Genomic DNA, 12,124 nt, shown 5'->3' with positions numbered 1-12,124 from the left:
CGCAGGCTGCGATCTTTTGATCTTGATTTTTAACGGCAAGATCAACAGATCGCAGCCTGCGGCAGCTCCTACAGGGGGGTTAGTTCTGGCAGACGTTGCGGGTCATGAAGCGTTCACGAAGCACATCGTAGCCCCAGTGATAAACATAGGTGTAGGGCAGGAAGAACAGCAGCACGCCGATGTCGAGCAAAAACGCCTGCCACAGGCTGACCGACAGCCACCAGGCAATCAGCGGCACGCCCATTACGATCAAACCACCCTCGAACAGCAGCGCGTGCACCACCCGCACCCAGGCGTTGTGCGCGACGTTCATGCGTTCCAGCATGCGATCGAAGTAACGGTTGAACACCACGTTCCAGCCCAGCGCCAGCAGCGCGATCAACACTGTCACAGCGCCCATTTCAAGCATCGGCTTTTTCATTAACCACGCCAGCAACGGCGTGCAGATCAGAATGGCCAGCAGTTCGAAACCAACGGCCTGGAAAATACGTTCAGTGATGGACTTATTGGTAGTCATGGTCTGACTCCTTAGTGAAGATGGTTGCCATGATCTATTCTCAAACCGATACTTCATAATCAATAACCATCGATCAGGGCGATAGTTGATGATCTCGCAAGAAGTGCTGTTGGCATTTGTCCAGGCGGCCACGCAAGGTTCGTTCTCCGCGGCGGCGCGCAAATTGGGACGTAGCCAGTCGACCATCAGCGCGGCGGTGGCAAGCATGGAGATTGATCTGGACCTGGTGCTGTTCGATCGCAGCAGCCGCAAACCGACGCTGACCCCGGCGGGTCATGTGATGCTGCAACGCGCCGAAGCGATTCTGGCGGCCAGCAGTCGATTGGAAATGACGGCGCGGCAACTGTCGCAAGGCGTCGAGCCGAAGCTGACGGTGGCGATTTCCGATACCTATCAGTCGTACCGATTCGAAGCGGCGTTGGCAGGTTTCGAACAGCGCTATCCGGATCTGGAACTGGAGTGTTTGATTGCCGAATGTGAAGACCTGATCGAACTGGTGCAACGCGGCCGCGCGCATCTGGCCTTCGCCGAAATGCAGGAGAACTACCCGCCGGATCTGGTGACGTCGACGGTGGCCGAGCGCACGGAAATCGCCTTGTTCGTCAATCGCGACCATGCGCTGGCCAAGCTTGAGCACGTTGATCAGCACATCCTGGAACAGCATCGGGAGTTGCGCCTGGCGACCATCGTCAATCCTTATGACAGTCGCGGCAAAGGCCGGGTGTGGTCGGCGCCGAGTTATCTGATGCTGCTGGAAATGGCCGAAAAAGGCTTTGGCTGGGCGCCGTTACCGCGTTGGCTGGCGCAGCGCTTTGGCAATGATTTGTTGGTTGAACTGAAAGTGCGTGGCTGGCCAAAACCGGTGTTTGTTGATGCCTTGTGGTCGCGGCTGTATCCGCCGGGGCCGGCGGGGAGCTGGTTGTTGAGCAAGATGTTGGAATAGCGGCGACGCCAATCGCTGGCAAGCCAGCTCCCACAGGTACCGAGGTGTTCATAGATTTTGTGTACGACGCGGACACTGTGGGAGCTGGCTTGCCTGCCCCCACAAATACCGAGGTGTTCATTGATTTTGTGTACGACGCGGACACTGTGGGAGCTGGCTTGCCAGCGATGGCGTCAGCCCAGACACCCTTATCAAGCCGATTCGATCAACACCGGCCTATGGATTCAATAACGATCCTGCAAGTCGGTGAAACTCTCCAATATCCCCCAATCAGTCCCCTCTCCCCCTGGGAGAGGGCTAGGGTGAGGGCAATTCCAGCGCCGAAAGCCGTCCTTCAATAAACCGCCGCTCCGGCTCTTGCCGTGTCAATTCCAAGGCCCGAACATACGCAGCCCTCGCCTCCTCCACCCGACCCAACTGCCGACAAAACTCCGCCCGCGCCGAATGCGCCAAGTGGTAATCCTGCAACTCGCCCCGCGCCAAAATTCCTTCAATCAGATTCAACCCCGCCAACGCCCCATCGCGCTTGGCCACCGCCACGGCACGGTTCAACTCGATCACCGGCGAAGGCACCGCGCGCAACAGCACGTCATACAAACCGACGATCTGTTCCCAGTCGGTTTCTGCCGCTGACGGCGCCTCGGCATGCACCGCCGCAATCGCCGCTTGCAAACAATACGGCCCAAACCGCCGCGTGGTCAGCGCGCGCTCGACCAGCGCACAGCCTTCAGCAATCAACCCGGCATCCCAGCGCGAGCGATCCTGATCATCCAGCAGCACCAGTTCACCACTCGGCGAGGTGCGCGCCGCCCGTCGCGATTCGTGCAGCAACATCATCGCCAGCAGCCCCATCACTTCCGGTTCCGGCAGCAGCTCTATCAACAACCGCCCCAATCTGATCGCCTCGCGGGTCAGATCCTCGCGGGTCAGCTCCGCCCCGACCGACGCCGAATAGCCTTCGTTGAACACCAGATAAATCACCCGCAAGACGCTGTCGAGGCGCTCGGGCAATTCGCTCAGGCTCGGTACCTGATAAGGGATTTTCGCGTCACGGATCTTGGCTTTCGCCCTCACGATACGTTGCGCTATCGCCGCTGGCGCGGAGAGAAACGCACGAGCGATTTCCTCGGTGGTCAGGTCGCAGACTTCGCGCAAGGTCAGCGGCACTTGCGCATCCGCCGCCAGCGCCGGGTGGCAACAGGTGAAGATCAGTCGCAGACGATCGTCTTCCACGTCTTCGCCACTCCAGTCGGCCTGTTCGAGTTCTTCCAGTTGCGCCAATAACATTGGCTGCGAAGCTTTGAAGCGGGCACGGCGGCGCAACACATCAATCGCCTTGAAACGCCCGGTCGAGACCAGCCAGGTGCGCGGATTGTCCGGCACGCCGTCGCGCTGCCAGCGTTCGACCGCGACGAAGAACGCCTCGTGCAAGGCTTCTTCGGCGAGGTCGAAATCACCGAGCAGGCGAATCAGCGTCGCCAGAATCCGCCGCGAGTCTTCGCGATAGACCTGCTCGACCCGCGCCCGAACCTCAGACATTCAACTGCCGCACCGGGCGCACTTCAACGCTGCCGACCCGCGCCGCCGGAATGTTGCCGGCGACCTGAATGGCTTCGTTGAGATCCTTGGCGTCGATCAGGTAGAAACCGGCCAGTTGCTCCTTGGTTTCAGCGAACGGGCCATCGGTGATCGACAGTTTGCCGTTGCGCATACGCACCGTGGTGGCGGTCTGCACCGACTCCAGCGCCTCGGCGGCGACCATTCGCCCGCTGCCCTGAATCGACTCGGCGTAGGCCCAGCATTCGGCGTCTTCCGGGCTGTCGGGCGATGAATGCAGCAGGCGCTCATCGCTATAGACCAGGCATAAATACTTCATGGCGTTCTCCTGAAGCGGACGGTTCAACTATGGCTGAAGATCAGGGAGTCACATCAAACAGGGTCGCGCCGCTCATCGGATCGAACGGGGCCGACCAGTGTTCATGGGCGATTTTCCAGGCCCCGCCGACCTGCCGATAGCACGCAGTGACGCGCATCCAGCAGCTCTGGGTTTCGCCTTTGTCATTGGTGCCACCGCAGTTGGCCACCCAATGGGCGAAGGCGATGTTGTCAGCGCTTTCGATGGCAATTTCGTGGAACTCGAAAATGTGCGGGCCGGGGCACATTTCCATGCATGCCACCCAGTGCGCACGATAGGCCGGTTTGCCCTTGAATTGCAGGGCCTTGATTGCGTCGAACGAGACGATGTCGTCGGCGTACAACGCCATGACTTTCTCCACGTCCTTGGTCATGACGGCTTCGCGGTAGGTATTGATCAGGGTCTGGATTTCAGCTTGTGCGCTCATGGTGTTCTCCGTGGTTTTTGTTGTGAAGACACCCTTAGTCGCTTGGTGGATCGGCAGATCGACAGACGAAACAAAAAATTTCCATCGAAGACAAAATCGCTAGAATCCGAGGCTCGTCTTTGTAGGAAAAAGGAAATTCCCGTGTCAGCCCAACTCGTGCCGTACGACAGTCTCAACGCCTTGCAGCGTGAACAAGTCGAGGCGATTGAAATCCATGCCGAGCAGATCAAGTTCTCCGGCGATATCCACGGCGCTTTGCACACCCTGCTGTCGAAACCCGGCCCGGGCGTGAAAGGTTTTGCCTTGTTGGCGGATGACGTGCCGGTGGCGTTTCTGCTGCTCAAGCGCCCGCCGGTGTTGCCAGCCTGGGCCGATGAACACAGCGCCACGTTGCATGCATTGCAGGTCGATCGACGCGCGCAAGGCAAGGGATACGGCAAGGCATGTCTGCAAGCGCTGCCCGAGGTTGCGCGTCAGGCCTGGCCGGAGATCAAAGGGTTGGAGTTGTCGGTGGATGCCGATAACGACGCGGCGATCGCGCTGTATGCCAAGCACGGCTACGTCGACAGCGGCGAGGCGTACAAGGGCCGGATCGGTTACGAACGGCGCATGGGGCTGTTTTTCTAAGTTATCGGGGGTGCAAGGATGATTGACTCAATCGAAGCGCTGGAAGCGATTTACGGACTGCCCCACGACCGCGCGGTGCGCAAGCAGATCGGTTTTCTCAACGAGGATTATCAGGCGATGGTGAGGGTTTCGCCGCTGGTGATCGTCAGCTCGGTGGGCGCCGATGGCCTGGATAATTCGCCACGCGGGGATGCGCCGGGGTTTGTGCGGATCATTGATCAAAACACCCTGGCCCTGCCGGACCGCCCGGGCAACAACCGCATCGATACCTTGCGTAATGTCCTGGAGGATTCGCGGGTGTCGCTGCTGTTCATCATTCCGGGGATTGGCGAGACGTTGCGGGTCAATGGCACGGCGGTGATCAGCGCTGAGCCGGCGCTGCTGGAGAGTTTTGCGGTGAATGGCAAACCGGCGAAAACCGTGTTGCTGGTGACGGTGGAAGCGGCGTTTTTTCATTGCTCGAAAGCCTTTGTCCGCTCGGATGCGTGGAATCCTGAAACGCACCTGCCACGCTCGACTTTGCCAAGTGCCGGCGCCTTCCACAAACGCCTGAATGACGGCGAGTTCGATGCCGAGACCTACGACCGCGAAGCGCCGAAACGGGTCACCGACACCCTCTACTGATACCCCCGTAAATGATCATTCCCACGCTCTGCGTGGGAATGCAGCCGGGGACGCTCTGCGTCCCAAAGTCGTGACGCAGAGCGTCACAGGAGGCATTCCCACGCAGAGCGTGGGAACGATCAGGATCGGGGTTGAGTCAGAGGGTGAGGATCATCTCGTGCCACGCCATGCCGCCGTGATCGGACTCCGACGGTTTGATGTAGGCGAAGCCAAAGCCGGCGTACAGCGGAATGTGCTTCTCCTTGCACATCAAATGAATCGTCGCTTTATCCATCCCGCGCATACGCTCGATGAACTCGCCCATCAAGCGCTTGGCCAAACCCTGCCCCTGATAATCCGGGTGTACCACCACCGACATGATCACCACGTTCGGGCCTTTCGGGTCATGGCCGATCAGTTCCTTGAATGCCTCGTCCGACATCTGCACGTCAAACGCCGCGCCGGAATTGACAAAACCGGCGACCACTCCGTCCACTTCAGCGACGATAAAACCTTCTGGCCAGGTGGCAATACGCGTGGCGATCTTCTCGCGGGTGGCCGCTTCGTCGCCTTCGTAGGCAACGGTTTCGATGGCGTAGCAGCGATCCAGGTCGGCGGCGGTGACGTTGCGGATGAGGGTGTTCATGGCAGCTCGAAAATCAGCAGAAGAAAGTGCCGAAAGCATAAAGGAATAAGTGCGGCATATCGATCCGTGCGGGCGGCGTAAAGCTTGCGTATAAGCGCTTTTCTTCGGGCTCGGGGCGGGCTATTTCTCAGGTGTGTATCTGATCACCCTTGGGGGGCAACTTATGAGCAGCGTTGAGATTGGTCTGTTGATGGTGTTGGGCATCAGTACGTTCGGGTTCATCACACTGGCGATCGACCTGCTGCGCACACGGCGTAAACAGCGTTGATCGTATGAGGCGGATCAATGATCCGCCTCATGGTTGTCTGTTCAGGCTTTTTTGGAATCGACCGGTACACAGATTTCCAGTTTGCCGGTGTGCAGCCGCGGATTGAAATCGGCGCTGTAACGCTCCAGTTCCGGGGCGTTGAGCTCCACGTAGTGGGAGGTCGGCAACCAGGTTTTGTAGATGTATTGCAGAGTTTGCGGCAACTGATCGAGCGGCCCCTGGTGTTCAAACACCGCGTACTGGCGTGGCAGCACTTCGACCCACTGGTAGACCTTCTGGTCGAGATCATCGAGCTTGCTGATTTCCACCCCGGCGATGTAATCGAAGCCACCCTTGCCGTCGAAGTTACTGCAGACGCCGTAGGTCACTTCGTTTTTTTGCCCCGGTATCTTCCCCAGGTGCGGCAAGAACTTTTCCCACAGCGCCGGGATGTCCTTTGCGCTGTCTTGGGTAAATCGACCACGAAAACCTGCAATCAGCAGGAAGTGTCCATGTTCGAAGCGAGGTTCAGCCACTTCGACGCGTGTTTGCTCATCCATGACTCGACTCCTGGCACAAAAAAGGGGTTCGGCTGGGAGTATAGAAAGCCCAATCCAATTCGCACGTTTACAGCGCGTGCAACTGCTCGACGGCACCTGAACCGACGAACTCGTTGTAGCCAGATACGATCACGTACACCGCGAAATAGCAGAAGATCGCTGCAGATGCCATGTAGGAGTAACGCAGAAGCTTGTCACCGAGCAGCTTGCCGCCATGACTCGCGGCGAAGCACAAACCGGCCGACCACAGCAGCCCCGCGCAGAGGAAACCGCCAAGGAACAACGCCGAACTCAGAGGGCCACCACCACCAGAACGGGCAATCAAGGTGCCACCGACCGCCGCAAACCAGAGAATCGCGCTCGGCGACGACATGGCGAGAAAAATCCCCCGGAAGAACTCCTTGCGATACGAGTTCTGCCCCACGTCTGCCGTGGCCGCCAACTGCGCCTCGTGATGGATCGCCGAGTAAATCATCTTCGCCGCAAAGTAGATCAGCAGCACCGAGCCGCCGATCCACAGTACCCAGCGCACGGTTTCGTATTGCAGCAGCACCGTCATCCCGGCCAGCGCCAGCACCGCGTAAATCAAGTCGCCGACGCAAGTGCCGAGGCCCAGCGCGAAGCCCTGAAAGTAACCGCGCTGCATCGCCAATGTGATCATCGCGATGTTGGCCACGCCGATATCCAGGCACAGCGAAAGGCTCAGCAAAAAGCCGCTGGTGAATTCCATCTACCGATTTCCTTGGGACAAAATTGTTTACAAACGGGCTGGACAGTATGCCATCACTGACCTTATCTTCCGCCACAGGTCACCGCAGTGACCAGCGTCGCTCGGACGGTTCCGGGCGCTTACGTTATCCGAGGCAACAATGGCTGAACAAGGTTCGCCGCGCCGCTTTGCGCGCATAGATCGACTCCCCCCTTACGTTTTCAACATCACCGCCGAGCTGAAGATGGCCGCGCGTCGTCGTGGCGAAGACATCATCGACTTGAGCATGGGCAACCCCGACGGGGCCACGCCGCCGCACATTGTTGAAAAACTCGTACAAGTTGCCCAACGCGAAGACACCCACGGTTACTCCACATCCAAGGGCATTCCGCGCCTGCGCCGGGCGATTTCCAACTGGTACAAGCAGCGCTACGAAGTCGATATCGACCCGGAAAGCGAAGCCATTGTCACCATCGGTTCCAAGGAAGGCCTGGCGCATTTGATGCTCGCGACCCTGGATCAGGGCGACACCGTATTGGTGCCGAACCCGAGCTACCCGATTCACATCTACGGTGCGGTGATTGCCGGTGCCCAAGTGCGTTCGGTGCCGCTGGTGCCCGGTGTGGATTTCTTCGATGAGCTGGAACGGGCGATTCGCGGCTCGATTCCGAAGCCGAAAATGATGATCCTCGGCTTCCCGTCGAACCCTACCGCACAATGCGTGGAACTGGATTTCTTCGAACGGGTGATCGCCCTCGCCAAGCAGTACGACGTGCTGGTGATTCACGATCTGGCTTACGCCGACATCGTCTACGACGGATGGAAAGCCCCGTCGATCATGCAAGTGCCGGGCGCCAAGGACATCGCGGTGGAGTTTTTCACCCTGTCCAAGAGCTACAACATGGCGGGCTGGCGCATCGGCTTCATGGTCGGTAATCCGGAACTGGTCAACGCCCTCGCGCGGATCAAGAGCTACCACGACTACGGCACCTTTACCCCGCTGCAAGTCGCGGCGATTGCCGCGCTGGAAGGCGATCAGCAGTGCGTGCGCGACATCGCCGAGCAGTATCGCCAGCGTCGCAACGTGTTGGTCAAAGGTCTGCATGAACTGGGCTGGATGGTCGAGAATCCAAAGGCTTCGATGTATGTCTGGGCGAAGATTCCCGAGCAGTACGCGCATCTGGGTTCGCTGGAATTTGCCAAGAAACTGCTGGCTGAAGCGAAGGTTTGCGTCTCGCCGGGGGTGGGGTTTGGCGAGTATGGCGACGATCACGTGCGCTTTGCGCTGATCGAAAACCAGGATCGGATTCGTCAGGCTGTGCGCGGCATTCGCGGGATGTTCCGGGCCGATGGCCTGGCCCCGAAAACCTCTGCCTGACGCACTGATCGTTCCCACGCTCCGCGTGGGAATGCAGCCCGGGACGCTCCGCGTCCCAAAGCGGACGCAGAGCGTCCATTGAGGCATTCCCACGCAGAGCGTGGGAACGATCAATCATCAGGCACAAAAAAACCGCATCGCTGCGGTTTTTTTGTGTCTGCAAGAAGCTGTTTACACGAACAGCGACAGCAGCAGGATAAAGCCCAACGCAACCACCGACAGAATGGTTTCCATCGCCGTCCAGGTCTTGAACGTCTCGGCCACGGTCATGTTGAAGTATTGCTTCACCAGCCAGAAACCGGCGTCGTTCACGTGGGACAGAATCAACGATCCGGCACCGGTAGCGAGTACCAACAACTCACGGTTAACCCCCGGAATCATCCCCACCACCGGCACCACAATGCCCGCGCCCGTGATGGTCGCCACAGTCGCCGAACCGGTCGCGATACGAATCACCGCCGCCACCAGCCACGCCAGCAGGATCGGCGAGATTTGCGCGCTGACCGCCATGTGGCCGATCACGTCGCCCACACCGCTGGTCACCAGCATCTGCTTGAAGCCACCGCCCGCACCGATGATCAAAATGATCGCGGCGGTTGGCGCCAGGCTCGCGTCGAGCCACTTGAGCATCTGTTGCGAACCGATGCCCTGCTTGTGCCCGAAGGTGTACAGCGACAGCAGCAACGCCAGCAGCAGTGCCGAGATCGGGTGACCGATCATGTCCATCCAGGTGCGGAAGAAGTGACCGTCCGGCAACGCGACGTCAGCAAAGGTTTTCAGCAGCATCAGGAACACCGGCAGCAGCACGGTGATCAGGGTGATGCTGAAGCTCGGCAGCGTGGTCGAGTCGTCGTTTTCGCGGGCCAGTTGATCGACCAGTTCCTGATTCGGCGTGCCCGGAATGTGCTTGGCGATGAACGTACCGAAGATCGGACCGGCAATGATCGCGGTTGGCAGCGCCACGATCAGACCATAAAGAATGGTCTTGCCGATGTCCGCGCCGAACACGCCGATGGCCAGCAGCGGGCCCGGGTGCGGCGGCACCAGGCCGTGCACCGCGGAGAGGCCGGCGAGCAGCGGGATACCGATCTTGATGATCGACACACCGGTGCGGCGCGCAACGATGAACACCAGCGGAATCAGCAGGACAAAACCGATTTCGAAGAACAGCGGAATGCCCACCAGGAACGCGGCAAACATCATCGCCCACTGGACTTTGTCTTTACCGAATGCACGGATCAAGGTCTGGGCGATCTGATCCGCCCCGCCCGACTCGGCCATCATTTTGCCGAGCATGGTGCCCAGCGCGAGGATGATGCCGACGAAACCGAGCACGCCACCGAAGCCGTCCTGGAACGCTTTGATGATGGTGCCGATCGGCATGCCCGACGTCAGACCGAGGAACGCGGCAGCGATGGTCAGGGAAATGAACGGGTGAATCTTGAATTTGGTAATCAGGATAATCAGGCCGATTACCGTGACCACTGCATCGAGCAGCAGGTAGGCGTCGTGGGACATGCCAAACATTGGGGGTGTCTCCTGGATTGTTGTTGTTATTAAAGCGGGTTAAACAGAAGTCGTGAGGACTGCGCTAGCTCTTTCAACACACTCATACCGCCTGCTTCAGACCGTGGGCCTGCCACCAGACATGAGCCTGGGACGCCAGTTCTTCAACACTGTGAATCGAAGCATTCAGCGCCAACGTCAGCGGTTCGCCTTTGGGCGATTCGAGCGTGGCGAACTGGCTTTCGATCAACGTGGCGGGCATAAAGTGGCCCGGACGGTGGGACACACGTTCAGCGGCAACTTCAGGGGTCAATTCAAGAAACACGAAACCCAGGCCCGGCAAGGCACTGCGCAACACTTCGCGATAACTGTGTTTAAGGGCCGAGCAGGTCAGCACCGGGCGTTTGCCCGACGCATCGACGCGACGCAGTTCATCGCACAGGCTGTCGAGCCAGCCGGCACGGTCGTCGTCGTTCAGGGGGATCCCCGCGCTCATCTTTTCGATGTTCGCGGCCGGATGAAAAGTATCGCCTTCAATGGCAGTGGCGCCGCTCAATTGGCACAGGGCCTCGCTGACGCACGTCTTGCCGCAACCGGCAACGCCCATGATGACCAGGGCGGTGATGGGATGACTCATATAACACCTCAGCGCGCAGACAGCGCTACCTTTGCTAGCTATGACTCTAGTGCACAGGCAGAAGTTGCCGACGCCTTCTTGTCGTTTTTTTGGGTTGCAGCAGGTTTGCGCCCAACGCCAAAAAGCGAAGATCAGGCAGGACCTCGCTTACGCATTTACAGCTGCATCAGGACAGCGCTACCTTAGTGCCTTGATTTTTGTTTGGCAAGCCGTCGATGACCACCCCTAAAAACGATAAAAACACTCGCACCACCGGCCGTCCCACCCTCAATGAAGTTGCCCGCCTGGCCGGTGTCAGCCCGATTACCGCCTCCCGCGCCTTGCGTGGGGTCAGCACGGTCGCCACCGAACTGGTGGAAAAAGTGCAGAAAGCCGCCAGTGAACTCAACTATGTGGTCAACCCTGCTGCCCGCGCCTTGGCCTCGGCGCAGAGCCATTCTGTGGTCGTGTTGATCCCTTCGCTGTCCAACCTGTTGTTCATCGATACGCTGGAAGCCATTCATCGGGTGCTGACGCCCAAGGGCTTCGAAGTGTTGATCGGCAACTTCCACTATTCCCGCGATGAAGAAGAAAACCTGCTGCGCAACTACCTGGCTTATCAGCCGCGAGGGTTTCTGCTGACCGGTTTTGATCGCACCGAAAGTTCACGGCGCATGATCGAGGCCAGCAACATTCCCTGCGTGTACATGATGGAACTGGACAGTGCTGCCGGGGTGAATTGTGTTGGTTTCTCGCAGCTGAGTGCCGGTGAGACAGCGGCAGAGCATTTGCTCTCACGTGGGCGCAAACGTCTGGCGTACATCGGCGCGCAACTCGATCAGCGCACGTTGTTGCGTGGCGAGGGCTTTCGCAAAGCGCTGCAAAAGGCCGGGCGTTATGACCCGGATCTGGAAGTGCTGACGCCGCGTGCGTCGTCGGTGGGATTGGGCGGCGAGTTGTTCCTGCAACTGCTGGCGGCGCATCCAGACGTCGATGCAATCTTCTTCGGTAACGACGACCTGGCGCAGGGGGCGTTGCTCGAAGCGTTGCGCAACGGCATCAGAATTCCCGAGCAGGTGGCGATTCTCGGTTTCAACGACCTGCCGATGTCCGAGCACATGGTCCCGCGCCTGAGCAGCATCAATACCCCGCGCGAGGCGATTGGCCGACGTGCAGCGGAACAGATGTTGACGTTGATGGCCGGAAACTCGGTGGCACGCCCGGTTGAAGACATGGGCTTCGAACTGAAAGTCCGCGAAAGTACCTGACGGGCAACAGACCTTCACCGGCACCGCCGCAACACCGCGGTCTTTTATATAAAAGACTAAAAGACCGCTATTTAGAGTTGAAAGTTCCACCTACAAACTGCACCCAACTTACACACTGCAATCAATTACGCCTTCCGCTGTTGTCGTTCGCTCTATAGATTC

Annotated in this window: 14 protein-coding genes; 5 read left to right on the top strand and 9 right to left on the bottom strand. The window is 58.9% G+C overall.

The genetic code is table 11. The features are described 5' to 3' along the window. Window positions 1-79 precede the first annotated feature (79 nt). A complete protein-coding gene (locus EJA70_RS25995; protein ID WP_158834549.1) occupies window positions 80-517 on the bottom strand; it encodes a multidrug/biocide efflux PACE transporter in 438 nt (145 codons plus the stop codon). An 88-nt stretch (window positions 518-605) separates the two neighbouring features. On the opposite strand from EJA70_RS25995, the gene EJA70_RS25990 reads away from it, so the two are divergent. Then, window positions 606-1,460 carry a LysR family transcriptional regulator gene (locus tag EJA70_RS25990; protein ID WP_129395161.1) on the top strand — a complete coding sequence of 285 codons (855 nt, stop codon included), beginning with the start codon at window positions 606-608 and terminating at the stop codon, window positions 1,458-1,460. Window positions 1,461-1,757: 297 nt separating this feature from the next. Here EJA70_RS25990 and EJA70_RS25985 read toward each other — a convergent pair whose 3' ends face one another. From EJA70_RS25985 to EJA70_RS25975, 3 genes are read right to left on the bottom strand one after another with little or no spacing between them, the layout of a single operon-like run. Continuing rightward, window positions 1,758-2,999: an RNA polymerase sigma factor gene (locus EJA70_RS25985; RefSeq protein WP_158834547.1), complete on the bottom strand. Its 1,242-nt coding sequence runs from the start codon at window positions 2,997-2,999 to the stop codon at window positions 1,758-1,760. After that, window positions 2,992-3,336 carry a YciI family protein gene (locus tag EJA70_RS25980; protein WP_008081988.1) on the bottom strand — a complete coding sequence of 115 codons (345 nt, stop codon included), beginning with the start codon at window positions 3,334-3,336 and terminating at the stop codon, window positions 2,992-2,994. Before EJA70_RS25980 ends, EJA70_RS25985 begins: the two co-directional genes overlap by 8 nt. Window positions 3,337-3,376: 40 nt before the next feature. Further along, window positions 3,377-3,802, bottom strand: coding sequence for a nuclear transport factor 2 family protein (locus EJA70_RS25975; RefSeq protein ID WP_158834545.1), 426 nt, complete (start codon window positions 3,800-3,802; stop codon window positions 3,377-3,379). 141 nt (window positions 3,803-3,943) lie between these two features. On the opposite strand from EJA70_RS25975, the gene EJA70_RS25970 reads away from it, so the two are divergent. Together EJA70_RS25970 and EJA70_RS25965 are read left to right on the top strand one after the other, a co-directional pair. After that, a complete protein-coding gene (locus EJA70_RS25970) occupies window positions 3,944-4,429 on the top strand; it encodes a GNAT family N-acetyltransferase (protein ID WP_016984185.1) in 486 nt (161 codons plus the stop codon). An 18-nt stretch (window positions 4,430-4,447) separates the two neighbouring features. After that, complete coding sequence (locus EJA70_RS25965) at window positions 4,448-5,053, top strand: pyridoxamine 5'-phosphate oxidase family protein (RefSeq protein WP_158834543.1); 606 nt, start codon at window positions 4,448-4,450, stop codon at window positions 5,051-5,053. 136 nt (window positions 5,054-5,189) lie between these two features. Here the strand turns inward: EJA70_RS25965 and EJA70_RS25960 are convergent, their stop codons facing one another. The 3 genes from EJA70_RS25960 to EJA70_RS25950 all read right to left on the bottom strand — a co-directional run bounded on the left by EJA70_RS25960 (window position 5,190) and on the right by EJA70_RS25950 (window position 7,215). Further along, window positions 5,190-5,678, bottom strand: a complete 489-nt coding sequence (locus tag EJA70_RS25960; protein ID WP_158834541.1) for a GNAT family N-acetyltransferase — start codon at window positions 5,676-5,678, stop codon at window positions 5,190-5,192. Window positions 5,679-5,987: 309 nt separating this feature from the next. Beyond that, on the bottom strand, window positions 5,988-6,485 hold the full coding sequence (locus tag EJA70_RS25955) for a GyrI-like domain-containing protein (protein ID WP_158834539.1): 498 nt from the start codon (window positions 6,483-6,485) through the stop codon (window positions 5,988-5,990). Window positions 6,486-6,552: 67 nt separating this feature from the next. Further along, window positions 6,553-7,215, bottom strand: a complete 663-nt coding sequence (locus EJA70_RS25950) for a LysE family translocator (protein ID WP_158834537.1) — start codon at window positions 7,213-7,215, stop codon at window positions 6,553-6,555. Between the two features lie 139 nt (window positions 7,216-7,354). On the opposite strand from EJA70_RS25950, the gene alaC reads away from it, so the two are divergent. After that, window positions 7,355-8,572, top strand: a complete 1,218-nt coding sequence (gene alaC, locus EJA70_RS25945) for an alanine transaminase (protein ID WP_158834535.1) — start codon at window positions 7,355-7,357, stop codon at window positions 8,570-8,572. 171 nt (window positions 8,573-8,743) lie between these two features. Here the strand turns inward: alaC and EJA70_RS25940 are convergent, their stop codons facing one another. Both EJA70_RS25940 and EJA70_RS25935 read right to left on the bottom strand, forming a co-directional pair. Then, window positions 8,744-10,099 (bottom strand): GntP family permease, encoded by a 1,356-nt coding sequence (locus tag EJA70_RS25940; protein WP_158834533.1) that lies wholly within the window; start codon window positions 10,097-10,099, stop codon window positions 8,744-8,746. Between the two features lie 82 nt (window positions 10,100-10,181). Continuing rightward, window positions 10,182-10,715: a gluconokinase gene (locus EJA70_RS25935; protein WP_007917804.1), complete on the bottom strand. Its 534-nt coding sequence runs from the start codon at window positions 10,713-10,715 to the stop codon at window positions 10,182-10,184. A 215-nt stretch (window positions 10,716-10,930) separates the two neighbouring features. On the opposite strand from EJA70_RS25935, the gene EJA70_RS25930 reads away from it, so the two are divergent. Beyond that, the gene (locus tag EJA70_RS25930) at window positions 10,931-11,962 is read left to right on the top strand and encodes a LacI family DNA-binding transcriptional regulator (protein ID WP_158834531.1); all 1,032 of its coding nucleotides are present in this window, start codon (window positions 10,931-10,933) and stop codon (window positions 11,960-11,962) included. Window positions 11,963-12,124: the final 162 nt, after the last annotated feature.

It is taken from the genome of Pseudomonas sp. PB103 (assembly GCF_009764635.1).
Taxonomy (GTDB): domain Bacteria; phylum Pseudomonadota; class Gammaproteobacteria; order Pseudomonadales; family Pseudomonadaceae; genus Aquipseudomonas.
Note: the sequence above shows the minus strand (reverse complement) of the source record. Positions and strands in the feature narration are given on the sequence as shown.